At 66.0% G+C, this 20,412-nt stretch carries 21 protein-coding genes; 15 read left to right on the top strand and 6 right to left on the bottom strand.

Annotation, left to right across the window (positions count from 1 at the left end; translation table 11 throughout):
* Positions 1-152 precede the first annotated feature (152 nt).
* A complete protein-coding gene (locus PNO31109_RS01780; protein ID WP_150553908.1) occupies positions 153-401 on the bottom strand; it encodes an accessory factor UbiK family protein in 249 nt (82 codons plus the stop codon).
* Between the two features lie 414 nt (positions 402-815).
* On the opposite strand from PNO31109_RS01780, the gene PNO31109_RS01775 reads away from it, so the two are divergent.
* The 9 genes from PNO31109_RS01775 (at position 816) to ptsP (ending at position 10,887) form a co-directional block, all read left to right on the top strand.
* On the top strand, positions 816-1,637 hold the full coding sequence (locus tag PNO31109_RS01775; RefSeq protein WP_150553907.1) for a TorF family putative porin: 822 nt from the start codon (positions 816-818) through the stop codon (positions 1,635-1,637).
* A gap of 13 nt (positions 1,638-1,650) precedes the next feature.
* Positions 1,651-1,989, top strand: a complete 339-nt coding sequence (locus PNO31109_RS01770) for a P-II family nitrogen regulator (protein ID WP_010804740.1) — start codon at positions 1,651-1,653, stop codon at positions 1,987-1,989.
* Positions 1,990-2,015: 26 nt separating this feature from the next.
* On the top strand, positions 2,016-3,551 hold the full coding sequence (amt, locus tag PNO31109_RS01765) for an ammonium transporter (RefSeq protein ID WP_150553906.1): 1,536 nt from the start codon (positions 2,016-2,018) through the stop codon (positions 3,549-3,551).
* 557 nt (positions 3,552-4,108) lie between these two features.
* Positions 4,109-5,398, top strand: coding sequence for a glutamate--cysteine ligase (gene gshA, locus PNO31109_RS01760; protein WP_150553905.1), 1,290 nt, complete (start codon positions 4,109-4,111; stop codon positions 5,396-5,398).
* Between the two features lie 460 nt (positions 5,399-5,858).
* Positions 5,859-7,121 (top strand): helix-turn-helix transcriptional regulator, encoded by a 1,263-nt coding sequence (locus PNO31109_RS01755; RefSeq protein WP_150553904.1) that lies wholly within the window; start codon positions 5,859-5,861, stop codon positions 7,119-7,121.
* A 60-nt stretch (positions 7,122-7,181) separates the two neighbouring features.
* On the top strand, positions 7,182-8,120 hold the full coding sequence (gene gshB, locus PNO31109_RS01750) for a glutathione synthase (protein ID WP_150553903.1): 939 nt from the start codon (positions 7,182-7,184) through the stop codon (positions 8,118-8,120).
* Positions 8,121-8,302: 182 nt separating this feature from the next.
* Entirely contained in the window at positions 8,303-8,719 is a 417-nt protein-coding gene (locus tag PNO31109_RS01745; protein WP_150553902.1) for a PTS sugar transporter subunit IIA, read from the top strand.
* A 3-nt stretch (positions 8,720-8,722) separates the two neighbouring features.
* Complete coding sequence (locus PNO31109_RS01740) at positions 8,723-8,992, top strand: HPr family phosphocarrier protein (RefSeq protein WP_039407769.1); 270 nt, start codon at positions 8,723-8,725, stop codon at positions 8,990-8,992.
* A gap of 158 nt (positions 8,993-9,150) precedes the next feature.
* Positions 9,151-10,887, top strand: a complete 1,737-nt coding sequence (gene ptsP / locus PNO31109_RS01735; protein ID WP_150553901.1) for a phosphoenolpyruvate--protein phosphotransferase — start codon at positions 9,151-9,153, stop codon at positions 10,885-10,887.
* 71 nt (positions 10,888-10,958) lie between these two features.
* Here the strand turns inward: ptsP and PNO31109_RS01730 are convergent, their stop codons facing one another.
* The 3 genes from PNO31109_RS01730 to gpmA form a co-directional block, all read right to left on the bottom strand.
* A complete protein-coding gene (locus PNO31109_RS01730) occupies positions 10,959-11,711 on the bottom strand; it encodes a HesA/MoeB/ThiF family protein (RefSeq protein ID WP_150553900.1) in 753 nt (250 codons plus the stop codon).
* Positions 11,712-11,780: 69 nt separating this feature from the next.
* Positions 11,781-13,337, bottom strand: coding sequence for a S41 family peptidase (locus PNO31109_RS01725; protein WP_150553899.1), 1,557 nt, complete (start codon positions 13,335-13,337; stop codon positions 11,781-11,783).
* A 455-nt stretch (positions 13,338-13,792) separates the two neighbouring features.
* Positions 13,793-14,539, bottom strand: coding sequence for a 2,3-diphosphoglycerate-dependent phosphoglycerate mutase (gpmA, locus tag PNO31109_RS01720; protein ID WP_150553898.1), 747 nt, complete (start codon positions 14,537-14,539; stop codon positions 13,793-13,795).
* 235 nt (positions 14,540-14,774) lie between these two features.
* On the opposite strand from gpmA, the gene PNO31109_RS01715 reads away from it, so the two are divergent.
* The 5 genes from PNO31109_RS01715 (at position 14,775) to PNO31109_RS01695 (ending at position 17,868) form a co-directional block, all read left to right on the top strand.
* Complete coding sequence (locus PNO31109_RS01715) at positions 14,775-15,182, top strand: rhodanese-like domain-containing protein (RefSeq protein WP_150554161.1); 408 nt, start codon at positions 14,775-14,777, stop codon at positions 15,180-15,182.
* Between the two features lie 17 nt (positions 15,183-15,199).
* The gene (gene grxC / locus PNO31109_RS01710) at positions 15,200-15,460 is read left to right on the top strand and encodes a glutaredoxin 3 (protein WP_044453710.1); all 261 of its coding nucleotides are present in this window, start codon (positions 15,200-15,202) and stop codon (positions 15,458-15,460) included.
* Between the two features lie 65 nt (positions 15,461-15,525).
* Positions 15,526-16,035 carry a protein-export chaperone SecB gene (gene secB, locus PNO31109_RS01705; RefSeq protein WP_150553897.1) on the top strand — a complete coding sequence of 170 codons (510 nt, stop codon included), beginning with the start codon at positions 15,526-15,528 and terminating at the stop codon, positions 16,033-16,035.
* A 59-nt stretch (positions 16,036-16,094) separates the two neighbouring features.
* Complete coding sequence (locus PNO31109_RS01700) at positions 16,095-17,114, top strand: NAD(P)H-dependent glycerol-3-phosphate dehydrogenase (protein WP_150553896.1); 1,020 nt, start codon at positions 16,095-16,097, stop codon at positions 17,112-17,114.
* Positions 17,115-17,337: 223 nt separating this feature from the next.
* Positions 17,338-17,868 carry an O-acetyl-ADP-ribose deacetylase gene (locus tag PNO31109_RS01695; RefSeq protein ID WP_150553895.1) on the top strand — a complete coding sequence of 177 codons (531 nt, stop codon included), beginning with the start codon at positions 17,338-17,340 and terminating at the stop codon, positions 17,866-17,868.
* Here PNO31109_RS01695 and trmL read toward each other — a convergent pair.
* Both trmL and PNO31109_RS01685 read right to left on the bottom strand, forming a co-directional pair.
* On the bottom strand, positions 17,850-18,320 hold the full coding sequence (trmL, locus tag PNO31109_RS01690; RefSeq protein ID WP_150553894.1) for a tRNA (uridine(34)/cytosine(34)/5-carboxymethylaminomethyluridine(34)-2'-O)-methyltransferase TrmL: 471 nt from the start codon (positions 18,318-18,320) through the stop codon (positions 17,850-17,852). The genes PNO31109_RS01695 and trmL overlap by 19 nt on opposite strands.
* 77 nt (positions 18,321-18,397) lie before the next feature.
* A complete protein-coding gene (locus tag PNO31109_RS01685; RefSeq protein ID WP_174966233.1) occupies positions 18,398-19,234 on the bottom strand; it encodes a ComF family protein in 837 nt (278 codons plus the stop codon).
* Between the two features lie 126 nt (positions 19,235-19,360).
* On the opposite strand from PNO31109_RS01685, the gene PNO31109_RS01680 reads away from it, so the two are divergent.
* Positions 19,361-20,281 (top strand): methyltransferase domain-containing protein, encoded by a 921-nt coding sequence (locus PNO31109_RS01680; protein WP_150553893.1) that lies wholly within the window; start codon positions 19,361-19,363, stop codon positions 20,279-20,281.
* Positions 20,282-20,412 lie beyond the last annotated feature (131 nt).

Raw genomic sequence — 20,412 nt, 5'->3', positions numbered from 1 at the left:
CGGATAGGACAGAGCGCGCGATGGAGGGAGGAGGCGCCGGGCCCCGAGCCTTCAAAGGGAGGCGGGCGGCGAGGCGGCGCGCCAGCGAGGCGGGGCATTACGAACGTTCGCCATCAATGACAAGGGGCGCCGCAGCGCCCCTTTTGCTTTCGTCAGTCCTGCGCTTCGCTGCGCAGGCTTTCGAGTTCGGCCACGCGCTTTTCCAGTGCTTCTAGCTTCTCGCGCGTGCGCGCGAGCACCTGGGCCTGAACGTCGAATTCCTCGCGCGTTACCAGGTCGAGCCGGTTGAAGCCCGAGTTGAGCAGGCTTTTGACGTTGCGCTCGATATCCTTGGCGGGCGATTGCTTGAGCAGCTCGCTCACCTTGGCTTGCATGTCTTGCAGGATCTCGTTCGGTTTCATAAGCCTTCCTCTCTCGTTTCATCGCACCAACGTGGTGCTTGCACCGTCAGCGTGCTTCCTCGCGCCGGTCTGGCCGTCGCAAGCTGGTGCATCGGGTGCGGACCGCAATGTTGGCGCAACTCTATCACCGTTTCCTGCGTCCAGCCAGCGCGGGCGCCCGTGGCGCCATCGGCCTTTCCTTGTCCGGCAAGGCTTTGACATCGCCGTCCTGCATTCGTCCGCACCCGGGGGCGGCCTCGCCGCGCTGTCGGCCCGTCCCGGCACACCTGCAATTTTGCTCATTTTTTATCCCGAAATTCGTATCGTGCGCCTCGCAGCGGATGCGTCACGCGCGCCTGGCACGGGAGTTGCTCTACCAGTCCCGGAAGCTGCCGCACGCTGTACCAAGACTCGACTACAACTCAGGGGAAAGTGATGAACAAAGTGTCAACCGCGATGGCAGGCTGTGTGCTTTTTGGGGCGATGACCGTCTCGGCCGGTGCGTTCGCGCAAGCCGCGGAGCCTGCCGCATCCGCCGCGCCTGCTGCCGCAGCGGCCGCCGAGCCGTTTACCGTCACCGCCAACATCGGCCTGTTCTCGGACTACCGCTTCCGCGGCATTTCGCAGACGGCGAAGCGTCCGGCGGTGCAGGGCGGCTTCGACGTCGCCCACGAATCGGGCCTCTACGCAGGCGTGTGGGCGTCGAACATCAGCTGGATTTCCGACGGCAATTCCGCCGTGAGCGCGCCTATCGAGATGGACTTCTACGGCGGCTGGAAGAAGGAAATCATTCCCGACTGGACGATCGACATCGGCGGCCTGCAGTACTACTACCCTGGCAGCTATCCGTCGGGCACCTATTTCCCGCGCCCGCACACGTTCGAGCTGTATGCCGCCGTGGGCTGGAAAACCGTATCGCTGAAGTACTCGCATGCGATGACGCGTCTGTTCGGTCTCGTCAGTCCGGATGGCCAGGATACGTCCAACAGCGGCTACCTCGACCTGACGGCCACCTATGACACCGGCTTCTGGGGCATCTCGGCCGTGGGTCATGTGGGCCATCAGTGGGTACACAACTTCAGCGCCGCAAGCTACACCGACTGGAAGATCGGCCTGTCCAAGGACCTCGGCAAGAACTTCACCGTGTCGGTCTCCTATGTCGATACGAACGCCGACGAAAAGTACTACACGGCCGCCAACTCCGGCAAAGTGCTTTCCAAGGCGACGGTCGTCGTAGGGTTGTCGAAGACATTCTAAGGAGCGACTCACCATGAAGCTGATTACCGCAATTGTGAAACCCTTCAAGCTCGACGAGGTGCGCGAAGCCCTCTCGAACATCGGCGTGGCGGGGATCACGGTGACCGAAGTCAAGGGCTTCGGTCGCCAGAAAGGCCACACCGAGCTGTACCGCGGGGCAGAGTATGTCGTCGATTTTCTGCCGAAGGTGAAGATCGAGGCGGTAATCGGCGACGCCCTGCTCGACCAGGCGATCGACGCCATCGAGCAGGCCGCCCGCACCGGCAAGATCGGCGACGGCAAGATTTTCGTGTCCAACGTCGAGCACGTGGTTCGTATCCGGACGGGAGAGACCGGCGAAGACGCGCTGTAAAAGGTCATCCATAAGAGACAACAATCATGAAAACACTGCTTGCCAAACTCCTGCTTGCCGCGGCCTTGCTGGGCGTCGCGGGAACCGCCGGCCTCGCTTCGACGGCGGCGTTCGCTCAGGACGCCTCGGCGCCGGCCGCCGCTTCCGACGCGGCTTCACCTGCCGCGGCGCCGGCTGCCACCCCGGCCACCCCGGCGGCTGCGCCCGCGCCGGCCGCCGCAGCGCCTGCCGCTGCCGCCGCTGCGCCCGTGCCGCCCAACAAGGGCGACACCGCCTGGCTGCTCACCTGTACCGCCTTTGTGATTCTCATGACACTGCCCGGTCTGGGCCTGTTCTACGGCGGTCTGGTCCGCTCGAAGAACATGCTCTCGGTGCTGATGCAGTGCTTCATCATCTTCTCGCTGGTGGTGGTGCTCTGGGCGATCTACGGTTACAGCATCGCGTTTACCGAGGGCGGGGCGTTCTTCGGCGGCTTCGATCGTTTGTTCCTCAAGGGAATGACGCCTGACTCGGTCGCCGCCACCTTCAGCAAGGGCGTGAACGTGCCGGAGTACGCGTACATGGCGTTCCAGGCCGCGTTCGCCGCGATCACCTGTGCGCTGATCGTCGGCGCCTTTGCCGAACGCGCCAGGTTCTCGGCGGTACTGCTCTTTACCGTGATCTGGTTCACGTTCTCGTATCTGCCGATGGCGCATATGGTGTGGTTCTGGCCGGGTCCGGACGCCTATACCGATCAGGCCGCCGCGGACGCCGCCACGGCACACGCCGGCTGGCTGTTCCAGAAGGGCGCGCTCGATTACGCGGGCGGCACGGTGGTGCACATCAATGCCGCGATTGCGGGTCTGGTCGGGGCGTACATGGTCGGCAAGCGCGTTGGTTTCGGCAAGGAGGCGTTCAAGCCGCACTCGCTCACCATGACCATGATCGGCGCCTCGCTGCTGTGGTTCGGCTGGTTCGGCTTCAACGCCGGCTCGGGCCTCGAAGCCAACGGCGGCGCTGCACTGGCTTTCGTCAACACGCTGCTCGCGACCGCCGCGGCCACGCTGTCGTGGACCTCGGGTGAATGGATCGCGAAGGGCAAGCCGTCGATGCTCGGCGGCGCCTCGGGCGCGGTGGCCGGCCTGGTGGCGGTCACGCCGGCGGCCGGTTTCGTCGGCCCGATGGGCTCGATCGTGCTCGGTCTGATCGCGGGGCTGGTGTGCCTGTGGGGCGTGAATGGTCTGAAGCGCCTGCTCAAGGCCGACGATGCGCTCGACGTATTCGGCGTGCACGGCGTGGGCGGTATGCTCGGCGCGATTCTGACGGGGGTGTTCGCCGCGCCGTCGCTTGGCGGCACGGGCATCTACGACTACGTCGCCAACAAGGTCGCGCCGGACTACTCGATCGCCGCTCAGGTCTGGATTCAGTTCCAGGGCGTGATTACCACGCTGGTGTGGTCGGGCGTGGTGGCGTTCATCGCCTTCAAGATCGCCGATATCGTGCTCGGCCTGCGCGTGCCGGAAGACGAGGAGCGCGAGGGTCTGGACATTACCTCGCACGGCGAATCGGCCTATCACAATTGACGACGCCACTGACGACGGACGAACCTCACGCTTGCATCGGTCTCATTGCTTCGTTTAGCCGGCCTCCGAAGTCCCCGCGACGTTCGGAAACGATGGACGGGCCCGGCGGTCATGACTTGGCGGCAAACCCCTGACGGTTTGCCGTCCGAGCGAGAGGAGTTGCCGGTTACCGGTCGGACAGCCGGCCCGGCATTGTGCGGGCACCCTGCGGGTGCCCGTTTTTTTTGCCCCGGGCGTGGCCCGGCCCGGTGCCGGTGCTTCGTCGGTTGCCGCGGCGTTGCGCTGGTTTTCGCCGGTTTGCCCTGGCCTGCGCCGGTTTTCCGCACACATGGCTTGCGAACGGCGGCGCCATCCCCATCTTTTCTCATCGCGGCATTGCGCCGCGCCCCCATCGATCGCCGGTCGGCGCGGGAAACCCCGGTGCGCGGCCGCACGGCGCGCCGGCCGCGTCTCCTGCGTCTCTGGCGCTCCTTGTGCCCCTTCGCAGGGCATGGCAAACGGCGGGGGCGCCGGGCGGATGCTCTACAATCGATATTCCATCTGGATATGAGAGAAGCATGGTTCCGCATCTCGTCACGGCCCTGAAAGGCCCGCTGCTCGACCTGGAAAAGAAGATTCTCGATGCGACGCCCGCCATCGAACGCTGGTTCCGGCTCGAATGGCAGGAACACACGCCGCCGTTCTACTGTTCGGTCGACCTGCGCAACGCCGGCTTCAAGCTCGCTCCCGTCGACACCAATCTGTTTCCCGGCGGCTTCAACAATCTGGCGCCCGAAGTGCTGCCGCTCGCCGTGCAGGCCGCCATGGCCGCCATCGAGAAGATTTGCCCGGACGCCAAGAATCTGTTGCTGATTCCCGAACGGCATACGCGCAATTCGTTCTACCTGCAGAACATCGCGCGGCTGTCGACGATCATGCGCCATGCCGGGCTCAACGTTCGTCTGGGCAGCCTGTCGGACGACATCACCGAGCCGACGACCATCGAGTTGCCCGACGGCCAGCACGTGGTGATCGAGCCGCTGGAGCGTTCGCCGCGCCGGCTCGGCCTTAAGAACTTCGATCCGTGCTCGATCCTGCTCAACAACGACTTGTCCGCCGGCATTCCACCGATTCTGGAGGGACTGCACGAACAGTACCTGCTGCCGCCGCTGCATGCGGGCTGGGCCGTGCGTCGCAAGAGCCAGCACTTCTCGGCATACGACGACATCGTCAAGAAGTTCGCCAAGATGATCGACGTCGATCAGTGGATGCTCAATCCGTATTTCGCGAAGTGCGAAGGGATCGACTTCGACGAGCGCGTCGGTGAGGAGAAACTTGCCGACACCGTCGATGCCGTGCTCAAGAAGATCAACAAGAAGTACCGCGAATACGGCATCACCGACAAGCCGTTCGTCGTGATCAAGGCCGATGCCGGGACTTACGGCATGGGCGTGATGATGGTGCATGACGCCGCCGAGATCAAAAACCTGAACCGGCGCGAACGCACCAAGATGAGTGTGGTGAAGGAAGGGCTCGAAGTGCACGACGTAATCGTGCAGGAGGGCGTCTATACGTTCGAGCGCATCAATGAGGCCGTGGCCGAGCCCGTGGTCTACATGATCGACCGTTACGTGGTCGGTGGTTTCTATCGGGTGCATACCGGACGCGGCACCGACGAGAACCTGAACGCGCCCGGCATGCACTTCGTGCCGCTCGCCTTCGAGCACACCGCACTGCCCGACGTCCACGCCAAGCCCGGGGCTGCGCCGCCGAACCGGTTCTACATGTACGGTGTGGTGGCGCGCCTTGCCCTGCTTGCGGCGTCGGTTGAACTCGAGCGCACCGATCCGGATCCGGAAACGTATTGACGTCGGGGCAGCGGGCCAGCGAGGGCGATGGGTTCACCGCGTTATCGGTTTCCGCGTTGCTTTGGGAAGTTTCCGGATTTGGAGTGCGCCGGCGGGCGATTGGCTGCTGTCTGCGATGCGTCCGACGAGCTGGCGCGAGAAGCGAGACAACGGAAGAAGGAAAGAAAAAGACGCCCGGCCGGCCCCCCGACTAGCCGGGCGTCACATTTGCCGGTCGCCTCATGCAACGACCGGAAATCGGGGACTCCCTGACGGACCTCCCCGCAAACGGGTTTTCTGAGCCTCCCCTGCACTGTTCGGATCGTGTACCGTGCCGGTCCGTCGTGCGGTTCGCATCAGCCATGGGGCGATGATGCGGGCGTTCGGCGCACCGGACATCCCCCAAATGGGGGATGTCCGCAGATGTTTGCATGGAATAGGAAATTTCCTTGCGAATTTGCCGACAGGGAGACATCCAGGGATGCCGCGGGACTTGCGCACCTGCCTTCGCCAACTACATCAGCTGCCGGTGCCGATACTCGGCTACCTGCCGCTTTGGCTCGAGACGCTGCGCGTCGGGCTCGACGCCGACAGCGTGGCCGCGCTCTGGCGTCATGCGCCGGATGGCGCGGGCGAGACGCCCGACCTCACTTGCTGTTATGCGCCGCAGGCCCCGTTCGCGGCGTGCGAGCGGCTCGCCGCGAGCGGCTGGACGCTGCCCCCGGTGGCGGACCTGCAACGCACGCTGGCGCACTGCGGTCTTGCTTGCGGTCACGCCAGGCGCACGCACGGGAACGCGCATGGGACGGGGGCGTTGCTTGGGCGGCCGCCGGAGCTCGAGCGTTGCTTTCCCGGCGGCGATTTGCTCGATGTCTGCCTGCTGCCGGCCAGACGCGACGCAACGTCGGTCGCCGGCGCGCAGGATGGCGAGCCCGGCGCCCGCGCTGCGCCCGTCGAGGCGCTGCGGCTGCTCGTGGCGCGCCGCGGGGACCGGCCACGCTTTAGCACCCGCGAAGTCTCGGCGTTCGAGGACGCCGCGGCCGAGTTCACCTCGCTTCCCGGACGCCCATGCTTTCCGGCGCCTGCGGCGTGCTGCGCGCCGATCCCCGTGCCGGGCCAAGACGACGCGCCAATGTCCGGCGGCAACGCGGCGGGCATGCTGGTCTGGCATGGACGGCAGCCGCAGTGGGCCGATCCGGCGGCGCTCACGCTCGTGCGCCGGGTCTGGCGCCTCACGCCGGGCGGGGCCTGGCCGGATGCTTGTGTGGTTCTGCAGGCCTGTCAGGCGCTCGCCGACGAGCTGGCGGTGCGCACGGCCGGCGCGGGCGCCCCCGGTGCGCAGGCGTTCGCGAGCGTTCCCGTACCCGGCGGCACGCTGCATCTGCATGCGACGCACCTGTGCGGCATGGGCGGCGGCGTCACCGACCGCGCGCGCATTGTCCTGCATCTGGCCGTGCCTCCTGCGCTGCGCTTGCTGCAACGTCTGTGGGAGACGGCGCTCACGCCAGTTCAGCGCGAGATCGCCATGCGCCTGCTGGCGGGGCAGTCGCGCGCGCAGACCCGCGAGGCGTGCGCCATTGGGGTGCAGACGCTCAAGACGCATCTGGCGCTCATGCGCGCGCGTCTGGACCCGGTGCGCGACGCGGCGCTGCTGGCGGGTTTGCGCGGAGCGGCGACCGTGGTGGCGCGTCCGGAGCCGCGCGGAGCCGTCCAGAGCGGCAGCGCGGCGCCTCGGCTAGAATAGACGCCTGTTGCCGCAGCATGCGGTGTGTGCATCCGAACCCCAAAGATTTCCCGCCGATCGATGCAGATTCTCTTTATCGCCGACCCGCTCGACCACTTCAAGATCTACAAGGACACCACGTTCTCGATGATGCGCGAAGCCGCGCGCCGCGGCCACCGCCTCTTTGCGTGCGAGCCCCATGAAATGGCCTGGCATGGCGCGACGGTCGACGCGCGCGTGCGGGAGATCCGCCTGACCGGTGACGCGCAGGCCTGGTACGAGGTCGTCGACACGCGCATTGCCGCGCTCACGGAGTTCGACGCCGTGCTCATGCGCAAAGACCCGCCGTTCGACATCGAGTACATCAACTCGACGTGGCTGCTCGAAATCGCCGAGCGCGCCGGCGCACGAGTGTTCAACAAGCCCAGCGCAATTCGCGACCACTCCGAGAAACTCGCGATTGCCGAGTTCGGGCAGTTTGTCGCGCCGACGCTGGTCACGCGCGACGCCGCGCGACTGCGCGCCTTTCATGCCGAGCATGGCGACGTGATCTACAAGCCGCTCGACGGCATGGGCGGCACCGGCGTGTTTCGTATCGGGCCGGACGGCCGCAACCTCGGCTCGGTCATCGAGATGCTCGGCGAGAACGGCGCGCGTTCGGTGATGGCGCAACGTTTCATCCCGGACATCAAGCTCGGCGACAAACGCGTGCTCGTGATCGGCGGCAAGGTGGTGCCGCACTCGCTCGCGCGGATTCCACAGGGCAACGAAGTGCGCGGCAATCTGGCCGCCGGCGGCCTCGGGCAAGCGCGCGACCTGTCGGCGCGCGATCGCCGGATCGCCGAGACGCTCGCGCCGATCCTCTGGCAGCGCGGTCTGCTGCTCGTGGGGCTGGACGTCATCGGCGATTACCTCACTGAAGTGAACGTCACCAGCCCGACGTGTTTCCAGGAAATCACCGAGCAAACCGGCTTCGACGTGCCGAAGATGTTCATCGACGCGCTGGAACTGGCGGTCTGAGCAGGCGGCAGGGGCGGGGGCGGCGGGAGAAGCGTCTGAATTCCCCTGAGGACTGCCTCTAACTTGATGAAAATTCGGGGTTTTTGCGCGCCTGCTAAAATAAGAATCCCAAAATCGACAGGCTCGCGTTCGTCGTTGTGTTCGTATCCCGGACACTCGCGGCGCTCGGCGTGCCTAGCATCATGGCTGGAATTCTGATCATTGCCCACGCACCGCTCGCATCGGCCCTTCGCGAGTGTGTTTCGCATATCTACGGCGGCTGTCCTTCGCGCATCGGCGCGATCGACGTCGTTCCCGACCAGGACACGGCGGCTCTCGTCGAAAGCGCGCGCGAGCGCGTTGCCCAGTTGCAGGAGGAGAACGGCGTGCTCGTGCTCACCGACCTGTTTGGCGCGACACCATCGAACGTCGCGGCGCAGCTCGTCGCACCGAGGGTGAGGGTGGTGGCCGGGGTGAACCTGTCGATGCTCATCAAGGCGGTGTGCTATCGCTCCGTGCCGCTGGAAACGTTGACGGAGAAAGTGCTTTCGGGCGGATCTAAAGGTATTCTCGAAGTCGGCGCGGGTGCGCCGGCGACCACACACACTACGTCACACTGAAACATGCTTCAACAAGAAACGACGATCGTAAACAAGTTGGGCTTGCACGCCCGGGCATCGGCAAAGCTCACACAGCTCGCGGCAAAATTTCAGAGTGAGGTCTGGCTGACCCGGAACGGTCGGCGTATCAATGCCAAGAGCATCATGGGCGTCATGATGCTGGCCGCCGGGATCGGTTCCAAGGTCGAGGTGGAAACCGAAGGCCCTGACGAAGAACAAGCCATGAACGAGATTCTGGCCCTCATCGCCAACAAGTTCGGCGAAGGGGAATAAAAGACGGCGACGCGGTGCCCGGCAGCGCTTTGCAGGCGTGCTGCGACGGGCGGATCGCAAGGATGACGTCATCGAGATAGCGTCACCGACGCTCCGCAGCTCACCGCCCCGAACGTAGATTCAGGCCGCAACATTCGCCTCTGAACCGGGAGACTCACTTGTCTTTCACCCTGCACGGCATTCCCGTCTCTCGCGGCATCGCCATCGGACGCGCCTATTTGCTCGCGCCCGCCGCCCTCGATGTGCCGCACTATCTGCTCGATCCTTCGCAGATCGACGACGAAATCGCACGTTTTCACGGCGCTCAGGCGACCGTCCAGCACGAACTGGACACGCTCAAGGCCGAACTGCCGCACGATGCGCCGGGCGAGATGGGCGCGTTTCTCGACGTTCACTCGCTGATACTGAACGACACGCTGCTCGCCGACGCCGTCATCAAGCTGATTCGCGAGCGTCGCTACAACGCGGAATGGGCGCTGACCACGCAACTCGAGGTGCTCGTCGCCCGCTTCGAAGACATCGACGACGAATATCTGCGCGAGCGCCGCGCGGACATCGAGCAGGTGACCGAGCGCGTGCTCAAGGCGCTCGCCGGCGCACCCGGCATGCGTCACGTGGTGGCGCAGACCCCGCGCGACGACATGATCGTCGTGGCGCGCGACATCGCGCCGGCCGACATGCTGCAGTTCAAGTCGCAGACGTTCAAGGGGTTCGTCACCGATCTCGGCGGCAAGACGTCGCACACGGCCATCGTGGCGCGCAGCCTGGGCATTCCGGCCGCGGTCGGCGTGGCGCAGGCCAGCCTGCTCGTCAAGCAGGACGACGTGATCATCATCGACGGCGATCACGGCATCGTCATCGTCGATCCGGCGCCGATCGTGCTCGAGGAGTACAGCTACCGCCAAAGCGAGCGCGCGCTCGAAGAGCGTCGCCTGCAGCGGCTGAAGCACTCGCCGGCGCAGACCATCGACGGCACCCCCATCGAGCTGCTCGCCAACATCGAATTGCCGGAAGACGCCAAGGCGGCCGTGGAAGCGGGCGCCGTTGGCGTGGGGCTGTTCCGCACCGAGTTCCTCTTCATGAACGAGGAGGAGGCGCCGGAGGAGGAAGCGCAGTTCGAGGCCTACAAGCGTGCCGTGGAGGCAATGCATGGGCTGCCGCTTACCATCCGCACGATCGACGTCGGGGCCGACAAGCCGCTCGACAGCCACGAGACTTACGAGACCGCGCCGAACCCCGCGCTCGGACTGCGGGCGATTCGCTGGAGCTTGTCGGAGCCGCGCATGTTCCTCACGCAGTTGCGGGCGATACTGCGCGCGTCGGCGTTCGGACAGGTGCGGATTCTGTTCCCGATGCTCGCGCACGCGCAGGAAATCGATCAGACGCTCGAGCTCGTGCGCGAAGCCAAGTCGCAGCTCGATGCGGCCGGCCTGCTCTACGATCCCGGCGTGAAGCTCGGCGCGATGATCGAGGTGCCGGCCGCGGCGCTCACCGTGCCGATGTTCCTCAAACGGCTCGACTTCCTCTCGATCGGCACGAACGATCTCATCCAGTACACGCTGGCGATCGACCGCGCGGACAACGCGGTCGCCCATCTCTACGATCCGCTGCACCCGGCCGTGCTGCGCCTGATCGCCATGACGATCCGCGAGGCACATGCGTTCGGCGTACCGGTGGCCGTCTGCGGCGAGATGGCCGGAGACCCGACGGCGACGCGTTTGCTGCTCGGCATGGGGTTGCGGGAGTTCTCGATGCATCCCAGCCAGTTGCTGCAGGTCAAGCAGGAGATTCTGCGGGCGCATCTGCCCGATTTGGAGCGCCCCGTCCAGGAACTGCTCGCGGCGACCGAGCCCGAAGAGATGCAGGCTGCACTGGCGAGGCTGGCGGTGGCCTGAAATCGAGGCCGCGTGCGGTGGTCGGGGCAGGCAAGTGCCGGTGGCGCCTCAGCGCGGCATGACGCAGGGCGTCAATGCCGCTGCCCGCAGACCTTGCACTCCGGGTTACGGGCGCAATGCATGGTGTGCCAGCTCATCCTGCGCCCGTCGAGCATCAGCAGACGGCCGACCAGCGGCGTGCCGACGCCGGCGATCAGCTTGATCGCCTCTGCGGCCTGCATGCTGCCGATGATGCCCACGAGCGGGGCAAGCACGCCCATCGTCGCGCACGCCTGCTCCGGGAACGGCTCGTCGGCCGGAAAAATGCACTCATAGCACGGCGACGCCGCATCGCGCACATCGAACACGCTGATCTGCCCGTCCAAGCGCAGCGCGGCGCCGGACACCAGCGGTACGCCGGCGGCCACGCAGGCGCGGTTCACCGCATGACGCGTGGTGAAATTGTCCGAGCCATCGAGCACCACGGTGGCGTTGCGCGCGAGTGCGGAAAGACGCGCTTCGTCCACGCGCTCGTTGATCGTATCGACCACCACGCCCGGATTGATCTGCGCGATGCGCTGCCGGCCCGACACCACCTTGGGCTGCCCCACGCTTTGCGTGTCGTGAAGGATCTGACGCTGCAGGTTCGTGAGATCGACGTCGTCATCGTCGATCAGCGTGATGCGCCCGACGCCCGAGGCCGCCAGATAGAGCGCGGCGGGCGAGCCCAGGCCGCCCGCCCCCACGATCACGGCATGCGACGCAAGCAGACGCTCCTGACCCTCGATGCCGAGTTCGTCGAGCAGGATATGACGGGAGTAACGCAGGAGCTGATCGTCGTTCATCGCAACACGTAAGGAATAAAAAAACCGTGCCGGCTTTCGCGGGCACGGTTCGTAGTGTAAAGCCGTTGCTTATTTCTTGTCCGACGGCTTGGCCGGCACGACCGTATCGGTCTTGGGATCGGTCTTGGCGCCGGCGGCGGGCGTTGCAGCCTTCGCGGCGTCCTTCGGCAGCGGGCCGGCATTGGCCTCCAGGCGCGACTTGGTGCGCTGCACCGGCTCGCCCTTGAGCTGATGGATCGCCTGCTGGAGCATGAAGTCGTCGGCGCTGCCCAGGTCCGGCAGGCGTTCTTCGCGTTCCTTCTTGCGCTCTTCCGGCGTCTTCTTCGCGTTCTCTTCCTCGAGGCGGCGCAACTCTTCCAGGCGGCGCGCTTCGCGGGCGTCGATTTCCTTCTGCTCGTCAGGCGTTTGCGTGTTGTGCAGATGGTTCTGGTAATCGATCTCGCGCGTGACCAGCACGTCGTCCGGATCGCCCTTCGGATTCTGGTCGACCGGCACATCCGGCTTGATGCCGATGGACTGGATCGAGCGGCCGCTCGGCGTGTAGTAGTACGCCGTGGTCAGGCGCAGCGCGGTGTCCGGCGAGAGCTGACGCACCGTCTGCACCGAGCCTTTGCCGAACGTGGTCTTGCCCATGATCAGCGCGCGCTTCGAGTCTTGCAGCGCACCGGCCACGATCTCCGAGGCCGACGCCGAGTAGGCGTTCACGAGCACCACCATCGGCACCGTCTTCCAGAACGCGGCCTCGCCCTTGAGCGGGTCTTCCGGGCTCGCGGACAGACGGTAGTTGTCGAACGTGGCCGTGTACTTCTGCTTGGCGTCTTCGATCTGGCCGTTCGTGGTGACCACCGTGGCGCCTTCCTTCAGGAAGGCTGCGGACACGCCCACGGCCGACTGCAGAATGCCGCCGCCGTTGTTGCGCAGATCGAGCACGAGACCCTTGAGCGGGGCGTCTTTCGACAGCTCCTGCAGCTTCTTGGCCAGGTCCGGCACGGTGCGTTCCTGGAAGCTGGTGATGCGCACGTAGGCAATGCCCGGCTCGAGCATCTTGCCCTTCACGCTCTGGACGCGAATCTCCGCGCGCACGATCGACACGGGGAAGGTGCGCTCGTCGGACTTGCGGAAAATCGTCAGCGTAACCTTGCTGCCCGGCGCGCCGCGCATGCGCTTGACCGCCTGATCGAGCGTCATGCCGCGCACCGGCTTGTCGTCGATGCGCGTGATGAGATCGCCCGGCTTCAGGCCGGCCTTGAACGCGGGGCTGTCCTCGATCGGCGAGATCACCTTCACGAGACCGTCTTCCTGCGAGATCTCGATGCCCAGACCCGCGAAGCGGCCCCGCGTCTGCTCCTGCAGTTCCTTGTACTCGTCCTTGTCGAGATAGGACGAGTGCGGATCGAGGCTGGACACCATGCCCTTGATCGCGGCGGTGAGCAGCTTCTTGTCGTCGACCGGCTGCACGTACTCGCGCTTGATCTGACCGAACACTTCGGCCAGCAGCCGGAGCTGTTCGAGCGGCAGCGGCGTGGTAGCGCTTTGCGCGGAAGCCTGCGAGAACGCGAGGGTGGCAGCCGCACCGGTCGCGAGGCCCAGCACGATCAGGCCGATGTGTTTGAGGGTTTGGCGCATATAGGCGTGGAAATTCCGGATTTTTCGGGGCGCCCGCCAACGGGCGCGCGCACTTTGGCGAAGTATAACCGTTTGCCCGCGGGGCGGACATTGCCCATTCGACAGAGACTTTTCCCGAGTGGTTCGCCGAAAAGTGCCATCCGATGCGCCTTTTACGTCACCTCTTTCGGCATCGCCTCCTTTGCGTCGGCGCATAGACGGTTTTATGGGCCGCCTCTTATACGTCGCCTTATACGTCGCCTTATGCGTTGCCTTACACGTCGCGCGCCCCCCGTCGCTATTCGTTGCCCTGCGCCACCCTTCGCCGGGACGGAAGGTGCGGCGAGGACGATAAGCATGCGAGCGCCGCGATGCACGCGACGGAGCGGGCACATCGCGGTATGCCGGTTTGGCGCGGTATCCCGATGTACTTCCGGGCGGCGCCGGCCGGCGCCGCCTGCGGATATTTGCGGATATTACTTCGACTTGCCTTGCGCGGCCACGGCGGCCAGTGCGCCGGCGATTTTCTCCTGATCGCCGAGGTAGTAATGACGGATCGGCCTGAGGTCGGCGTCGAGTTCGTACACGAGCGGCGTGCCGTTCGGAATGTTCAGGCCGGCGATGTCGTCGTCCGAGATATTGTCCAGATGCTTGATGAGCGCACGCAGCGAGTTGCCGTGCGCGGCCACGAGCACCTGCTTGCCGGCGCGCACCGCCGGGGCGATCGACTCGTTCCAGAGCGGCAGCACGCGTGCCACCGTGTCCTTGAGACACTCGGTGAGCGGAATCTCCTCGCGCTTGAGCTTGGCGTAGCGCGGGTCGTTGAACGCACTGCGCTCGTCATCGGCGGCCAGCGGCGGCGGTGGCGTGTCGTAGCTGCGGCGCCAGACGTGCACCTGCTCGTCGCCGTACTTCGCGGCGGTCTCGGCCTTGTTCAGGCCGGCGAGCGCGCCGTAGTGACGCTCGTTCAGACGCCAGCTATGCACCACGGGGATCCACATCAGGTCCATGGCGTCCTGCACGTGCCACAGCGTGCGGATCGCGCGCTTGAGAACCGACGTGTACGCCAGGTCGAACCGGTAGCCGGCTTCGGCGAGCAGCTTGCCGGCCTCGCGGGCTTCGGAAACCCCCTTTTCGGTCAGGTCGACGTCGACCCAGCCGGTAAACCGGTTTTCCTTGTTCCACGTCGATTCGCCGTGGCGGATGAGAACGAGCTTGTACATGAGCAAACTTCAAACAGAGTTGGGAAAGCGGGGGCAGCCGGCGGGTCGGGCATGGCTCGTCGCACGTCGCCAGGCCATGCCCGGCAAGGACTTGGCGGCAGCGACCCATGGACGCCGGGGGGGCGCGGCACGGTGGCCGCCGACGTGCGGCGCGGCGATTGCCAACGCGACCCGTCGGCGCAATCTCGGAATATTTTATAATGATCGGATTCTTTTGATATTTTTCAGGTGGTTTGTGAAGTTCTTTGCCGATTACACCAACCTCGCGCTCATCGCCATCGCCCTCGTCTCGGGCGGCATGCTGGCCTGGCCGGTATTCAAGCGCGGCGGTCGCGGTCTGTCGACCGTCGAAGCGACCCAATTGATCAACCGCAAGGGCGCGGTGATTCTCGACGTGCGCTCGGCAGAGGAGTTCGCCGGCGGCCATCTGCCGTCCGCGCGCAACGTGCCGCTCGACGAGGTCGAACAAAAGGTCGGCCAGGTCATCAAGAACAAGGCGGCGCCGGTGCTGATCGTGTGCAAGAGCGGCCAGCGCTCCGCGCGGGCCCAGGCGCTGCTGCGCAATCTGGGCTACGCTGAGGCGTTCAGCCTGCAAGGCGGTGTCGCCGCATGGCAGGAAGCCGGCCTGCCGGTCGTCAAGTAATCCAGGAGTTGCCAGTCATGCCCAAGATCGTGATGTACAGCACGCAAGTGTGCCCGTATTGCCAGATGGCCGAACGTCTGCTGCGTCAGCGCGGCGTTCAGGAAATCGAGAAGATCCTCATCGACAAGGATCCGGCTCGCCGCGAGGAAATGATGACGCGCACGGGGCGCCGCACGGTGCCGCAGATCTACATCGACGAACGTCATATCGGTGGTTACGACGATCTGTCGGCCCTCGACCGCGCGGGCGGCCTCGTGCCGCTCTTGCAAGCTGCCTGATACCCCGCTCACAATAGTGCGCCCGGCCGCGTGTCCCGCGGCTGTCTTATCCCCAAGGAAACGAAATGTCCGACCAGAATCAGCCGTTTTTCAGCATCCAGCGCGCTTACCTGAAAGATCTGTCTCTCGAGCAGCCGAACTCGCCGGCGATCTTCCTCGAACAGGAAATGCCGACCGTCGAAGTGCAGCTCGACGTCGCCGCCGAGCGTCTGGCCGAAGAGATCTTCGAAGTCGCCGTGATTGCTACCGTGACGGCCAAGATCAAGGACAAGGTCGCGTTCCTGGTGGAGGGCAAGCAGGCCGGGATCTTCGAGATCCGCAACGTGCCTGTCGAGCAGCTCGATCCGCTCATCGGCATTGCCTGCCCGACGATCGTCTACCCGTATCTGCGTGCGAACGTGGCCGACGCAATCAGCCGCGCCGGCTTCCAGCCGATCCACCTGGCCGAAGTGAACTTCCAGGCGCTGTACGAGCAACGTCTGGCGCAACTGGCCGAGCAGCAGCAGGCGGCCAACGGCGAGGCGCCGGCTTCGGGCATCGTGATGCCTGACGGCTCGTCCGCCCAGACCCACTAAGCGCTCGCGCTTGACCGACGCGCAGGCCGGTGGCCGGTCCGCGCGTCGAGGTCCCCTTCATGAAGATTGCCGTATTCGGTGCGGGTGCCTGGGGCACCGCCATGGCGAGTCACATGGCCGCACGCCATGATGTCGTCCTTTGGGCGCGCGACGGCGCGCTCGTGGACGCACTGACCGCCACTCACGAGAATTCCACCTACCTTCCCGGTTCCTCGCTGTCCTCGCGCCTGCGATTCGACGCCGATTTCGCGACAGCGCTGGCCCATGGCGCGGGCGAGCACGCGTTGTGCGTAGCGGCCGTACCGGTGGCGGGGCTGCGCGCGCTGGCCGGGCACATGGCGCAGGCCGCCGAGCCGCCGCGCAACCTTATCTGGCTGTGCAAGGGCTTCGAGGCCGACACCGGTCTGCTGCCGCATCAGATCGTTGCCGACGTCTTTCCCCAGGCCGCGGGGGGCTCCCTGTCCGGGCCGAGCTTTGCGCGCGAGGTCGCTCAGGGGCTGCCCGCTGCACTGACCATCGCGAGTTCCGTTCGTGCACTGTGCGATCTGACCATCGCCGCGTGCCACTTCGGCGCGTTGCGTATTTATTCGAGTGACGATGTCATCGGCGTGGAAGTCGGCGGCGCCGTGAAGAACGTACTTGCGATCGCGACCGGCGTCAGCGACGGTTTAGGGCTCGGTTTGAACGCCCGTGCCGCGCTTGTTACGCGCGGGTTGGCGGAAATGACGCGTCTTGGCGTGGCGCTCGGCGGCAAACCCGAGACGTTCATGGGGCTGACGGGCATGGGCGACCTGATCCTGACGGCGACCGGCGACCTGTCGCGAAACCGCACCGTGGGGCTGCAACTGGCGTCCGGCAAGACGCTCGACGAGGTGCTCGCGTCGCTCGGCCATGTGGCCGAAGGCGTGCGATGTGCCCGTGCGGTACGCGATCTGGCGCGAGCCCATGGCGTCGACATGCCGATTACCGACGCCGTGTGCGCCACGCTGTTCGATGGCCTGCCTGCCCGTGCGGCCGTGGAAGCCTTGTTGCGACGCGATGCACGCGCGGAGCGCGAGGGCGACGCCGCCGCCGGCTGACCGGCTGGCCTGCCGACGCGGTGACGCTGAACGCGCCGCGATCCGCCGGCAGGCCCGCGCCGCATGAGGCGTCGTTGCAGCAACGTGCCCGGATGCACCGATGTGCGCCGATGTGCCGCTCGGGCGCATCGGGCATCGTTCCCCGATTTCCCCGATTTCTCGATGGGGACGTCATGGCATTCACGCATGTCCCGTCGACACTCGCAACAAGGGAGCCGAACCCATGTCGCAAGCCGTTCATCTCGAAGCCCTGCAGGGCGACATCACACAATCTGCGGTCGACGCCATCGTGAATGCCGCGAACGAATCGCTGCTGGGCGGTGGCGGCGTCGACGGCGCCATACACCGCGCGGCGGGGCCTGAGCTCCTCGCGGCGTGCCGCAAGCTGCACGGATGTCCGACAGGACACGCGAAGATCACGCCGGGCTTTCGCCTGAAAGCGAAGTACGTGATCCATACGGTGGGGCCGGTCTGGCATGGCGGCGGTGACGACGAGCCGGCACGACTGGCGAGCTGTTATCGCGAGAGTCTGCGTCTTGCCGCGGAGAACGGTTGTCGCAGCGTGGCGTTCCCGGCGATCAGTTGCGGCGTGTATGGCTATCCGCCCGAACTGGCAGTGCCGCTCGCCGTCTTCACGGTGCGCGACGCGTTACCGCACTTCCCGGGCATCGAGCGGGTCCAGTTCATTTGCTTCGACGCCGCCATGCTGCGGCGCTACCAGACCGAGCTCGCCAATCAGGCGCCGCCGGCGTAACCGTGCTGCCGCCACGCCTCGAAGACGACCACCGCCACGGTGTTCGACAGATTCAGGCTGCGGTTGCCGGGGCGCATCGGCAGGCGCACGCGTTGCGTTGTCGCGAAGGTGTCGAGCAGCTCGGGCGCAAGGCCGCGTGTCTCCGAGCCGAAGACGAACCAGTCGCCGGGTGCGAACGCGAGCTCGCCGAAGGGGCGGGAGCCCCGCGTCGTCAGCGCGAACATGCGTGCGGGGTCCGGCGACTCCGACGCGAGAAACGCGGCCCAGTCGCGATGCACCTTCATTTGCGCGTACTCGTGATAGTCGAGCCCCGCGCGACGCATGCGCGCGTCGTCCAGCGGAAAGCCAAGCGGCTCGACGAGATGCAGGCGGGCGCCGGTATTGGCGCACAAGCGGATGACGTTGCCGGTGTTGGGCGGAATTTCGGGGCAGACGAGAACGACGTTGAACATGGCGATCGGCGGGCGGAATTTCCGGAGTTGTTCGGAATTGTCCGGAGTTGTCGTGAGTTATATGGAGTTATGTGGAATTATGTGGAGTTATCGGGGGGCGGCGTTCGCAGTGCGATGGCGGCGAGCACATGTGACGCGCCGGCGGTCTTGAGCGCACGGGCTGCGGCGTCGCAGGTGGCGCGCGTGGTCATCACGTCATCGACCAGGATGATGCGGCGCCCGCGAACGCCGTCGCTGGCGACGAAGGCATCACGCAGGTTGCGCATACGCGCCTCGCGCGAGAGGCGCCGCTGCGAGGCCGTGGTCCGCGCGCGGCGCAGAACATGCGCGCTGGCCGGCAGGTTCGCGCGTCTCGCGGCAACGCGAGCAAGCTCCCATGCCTGATTGAAGCCGCGTGCCGCCAGTCTCGATGGCGCCAACGGCACCGGCACGACCAGCGGCAGCCGAGGCGACGCCGGGTCGTCGGGCTGCGCCAGCAGCGCGTCGCCAAGGCGTTCGCCGAATTCGCGGGCCAGTGGCAGGGCGCTGTGGTATTTCAGACGGATCATCAGCGAATCGAGCGGCGCAACGTAATCTGCCAGCGCCAGCGTCGCGTCGAAAGCGGGCGGCTGGCCCACGCATTCCCCGCAAATCGGCCCGGCTGCCGAAGGGGGTGTGCGACAAATTGCCGCATCTTGCGCGGCGGCTGCGTGACGTACCGCCGCAGGCCCGGCGAGCGACGGCAGCGCGATGGCGCAACGCGCGCAGCGCAGGGGTGCGTCGGGTCGCCCGGCGTCGAACATGCGTGCGCAGTCGGCGCAGACTTGCCGCGCCGCGCGGCGGTGGCACACGGCACAGTGGTCCGGCAACGCCGCGCGCAGCAGGGCGCCGGCGAGCCGGGCGAGCGTCGGGAACGGATTGCGCGGAATGGACAAGGCGGTATTCGGCAGTGAGGTGACGGCGAACGCGGCGCGAATGCCGCGCGGCGGCCGCGCAATGGCGGTGCCCGATGCGTTCGGACAGCTGCGAGTATACTGCCGACTCGCCTTTTCGCCCGTCCCATGAAGCCTTCTGCCGCTCCCTCCGCTCCGTCCCGCGCGTTCTCGTCCCGTTTTTTGCGTGCGGCATTCGACCGTCGCGCGTCGCACTGGGCGCAAGCCGACTTTCTGATGCGCGAAGTGGCGTCACGGCTCGCGAGCCGGCTGGACTACATCAAGCTGCAGCCAAAGCGGGTGTTGGACGCAGGCTGCGGCACGGGCAGCGACCTGCGGCATTTCGGCGACCGCTATCCCGACGCCTATCGCGTGGGAATCGACGCCTCTTTCGCAATGGCCCGCGCGGCGGTCGCGGCCGGTGCGGCGAGCGGGTGGCGGCGCCTGCTTCGCAGCGCACCGCCGTATGGCGTGGCGCAAGCCGACTTTTCCGCGTTGCCATTCGCTTCGCGCGCCTTCGATCTGGTGTGGTCGAATCTCGCGCTCCATTGGTATCGTGAACCGCATCGCGTCATTCCCGAGTGGCACCGCGTGCTGAGTACCGATGGTCTGCTGATGTTCTCCGCGTATGGCCCCGACACGCTGCGCGAGCTGCGCGCCGCGTGGGCGCAAGTCGACGACCTTCCCCACGCTCTCGAGCCGACCGACATGCACGATCTCGGCGACATGATGGTCGCAAGCGGCTTTGACACGCCCGTGACGGACATGGAGCGGCTCACGCTGACCTTCGAGTCACCGGACACGCTGCTGCGCGACGTGCGTCTGCTTGGCGTGAATCCATTGCCGGAGCGTCGGATGGGGCTTACCGGGCGGGCGCGGCTTGCGGGCCTGCGCGCGGCGCTCGAGCGCCAGCGCGGCGAGGACGGCACGATTGCGCTGACCTTCGAGCTCGTCTACGGTCATGCGTGGAAAATTCCGGAAAAGGTCGACGCCGCGGGCAATGCCATCGTCCGCATCCAGGACATCGGGCGCGGCGGCCGCCCGCGCTGACATCCCACGGCGCTGTTCGCCGTCCACCGGGCGCTTCCGCTTCCCTGTCGCACTGTCGGCGCCATGCCGACGCCTTCCACTCGCACATCGCACCGGCCGCCGTGCCCGACGGTGCGCTTCCGCATCCTGCG

The sequence above is a fragment of the Pandoraea nosoerga genome (assembly GCF_902459585.1).
GTDB lineage: Bacteria > Pseudomonadota > Gammaproteobacteria > Burkholderiales > Burkholderiaceae > Pandoraea > Pandoraea nosoerga.
The sequence above is the reverse complement of the archived record's forward strand: the minus strand, read 5'-3'. Positions and strand labels throughout refer to the sequence as shown.

Excerpts from the sequence above, each read along its gene's own strand:
- PNO31109_RS01780 (WP_150553908.1), bottom strand. The coding sequence starts at position 401 with ATGAAACCGAACGAGATCCTGCAAGACATGCAAGCCAAGGTGAGCGAG.
- PNO31109_RS01775 (WP_150553907.1), top strand. The coding sequence starts at position 816 with ATGAACAAAGTGTCAACCGCGATGGCAGGCTGTGTGCTTTTTGGGGCG.
- PNO31109_RS01770 (WP_010804740.1), top strand. The coding sequence starts at position 1,651 with ATGAAGCTGATTACCGCAATTGTGAAACCCTTCAAGCTCGACGAGGTG.
- amt (WP_150553906.1), top strand. The coding sequence starts at position 2,016 with ATGAAAACACTGCTTGCCAAACTCCTGCTTGCCGCGGCCTTGCTGGGC.
- gshA (WP_150553905.1), top strand. The coding sequence starts at position 4,109 with ATGGTTCCGCATCTCGTCACGGCCCTGAAAGGCCCGCTGCTCGACCTG.
- PNO31109_RS01755 (WP_150553904.1), top strand. The coding sequence starts at position 5,859 with ATGCCGCGGGACTTGCGCACCTGCCTTCGCCAACTACATCAGCTGCCG.
- gshB (WP_150553903.1), top strand. The coding sequence starts at position 7,182 with ATGCAGATTCTCTTTATCGCCGACCCGCTCGACCACTTCAAGATCTAC.
- PNO31109_RS01745 (WP_150553902.1), top strand. The coding sequence starts at position 8,303 with ATGGCTGGAATTCTGATCATTGCCCACGCACCGCTCGCATCGGCCCTT.
- PNO31109_RS01740 (WP_039407769.1), top strand. The coding sequence starts at position 8,723 with ATGCTTCAACAAGAAACGACGATCGTAAACAAGTTGGGCTTGCACGCC.
- PNO31109_RS01730 (WP_150553900.1), bottom strand. The coding sequence starts at position 11,711 with ATGAACGACGATCAGCTCCTGCGTTACTCCCGTCATATCCTGCTCGAC.
- PNO31109_RS01725 (WP_150553899.1), bottom strand. The coding sequence starts at position 13,337 with ATGCGCCAAACCCTCAAACACATCGGCCTGATCGTGCTGGGCCTCGCG.
- gpmA (WP_150553898.1), bottom strand. The coding sequence starts at position 14,539 with ATGTACAAGCTCGTTCTCATCCGCCACGGCGAATCGACGTGGAACAAG.
- grxC (WP_044453710.1), top strand. The coding sequence starts at position 15,200 with ATGCCCAAGATCGTGATGTACAGCACGCAAGTGTGCCCGTATTGCCAG.
- secB (WP_150553897.1), top strand. The coding sequence starts at position 15,526 with ATGTCCGACCAGAATCAGCCGTTTTTCAGCATCCAGCGCGCTTACCTG.
- PNO31109_RS01700 (WP_150553896.1), top strand. The coding sequence starts at position 16,095 with ATGAAGATTGCCGTATTCGGTGCGGGTGCCTGGGGCACCGCCATGGCG.
- PNO31109_RS01695 (WP_150553895.1), top strand. The coding sequence starts at position 17,338 with ATGTCGCAAGCCGTTCATCTCGAAGCCCTGCAGGGCGACATCACACAA.
- trmL (WP_150553894.1), bottom strand. The coding sequence starts at position 18,320 with ATGTTCAACGTCGTTCTCGTCTGCCCCGAAATTCCGCCCAACACCGGC.
- PNO31109_RS01680 (WP_150553893.1), top strand. The coding sequence starts at position 19,361 with ATGAAGCCTTCTGCCGCTCCCTCCGCTCCGTCCCGCGCGTTCTCGTCC.